This is a genomic window from Proteiniclasticum sediminis, assembly GCF_018128025.1.
GTDB lineage: Bacteria > Bacillota > Clostridia > Clostridiales > Clostridiaceae > Proteiniclasticum > Proteiniclasticum sediminis.
Map to the genome: position 1 here is coordinate 1 of NZ_JAGSCS010000061.1, position 833 is coordinate 833.

Here is an 833-nt window from a genome sequence, read left to right on the forward strand (position 1 = left end):
CAGACTGTAGACAAAGTAGTCATTACAAAAGTAATGGCTGCTTTTTTTGCGTAGCAATTGACTTAATATATATTTATGATATAATATAAGTATATTAAAGTGGGGTGATTTTGTGTTAAGCAAAAAAGAAGATTTATCCCGGGAACAAGTCATGGTCCTCTCCTTGGAGGACTTGGTGCCACAAAACCATATTTTACGGGCTATCGATCAAACTATTGATTTCAGCTTTATCTACGACTTAGTTCAAGATCTCTATTCGGATTCCGTGGGTCGACCCAGCCTAGATCCCGTGCTGTTGATCAAGATTCCGATGATCCAAATCCTCTTTGGAATTAGAAGCATGCGCCAAACCATCCGAGAAATCGAGGTGAATATGGCTTACCGATGGTTTCTTGGGCTTGCGCCCCTGGATCCGGTCCCTCATTTTAGCACCTTCGGAAAAAATTACGTCCGCCGTTTTATGGTAAAAAATGAGGGTGAGGAGTTTGATCTCTTTGAAAAAATCTTCATCCAGATTCTTCTGCAGTGTATGAAATACGGGTTGGTGGATACCACGAGTGTCTTTGTGGATGCAACCCATATCAAAGCTCATGCCAATAAAAAGAAGAATGTGAAGAAAGTCGTCGAGAAGGAAGTCTTGTCCTATGGAGCGCAACTGAAGAAGGAGATTAATGAAGATCGGATCAACCATGGGAAGAAGCCTTTTGACGATGACGACGATGACGATGGTGGCGACGCCACCGGGTCAGAGGAGAAAATAGTCACCGCAAGTACTACTGATCCCGAATCAGGACTATTCCATAAAGGGGAACATAAAGAAGTGTTTGCCTATG

Annotated in this window: 1 protein-coding gene; it reads left to right on the forward strand. The window is 42.6% G+C overall.

Annotated elements, in window-relative coordinates; all coding sequences use genetic code 11:
* Positions 1 to 151: 151 nt before the first annotated feature.
* Positions 152 to 833, forward strand: a 682-nt coding sequence (locus KCG48_RS14520; protein WP_230977177.1) for a transposase, incomplete at its 3' end; no start/stop codon positions are given.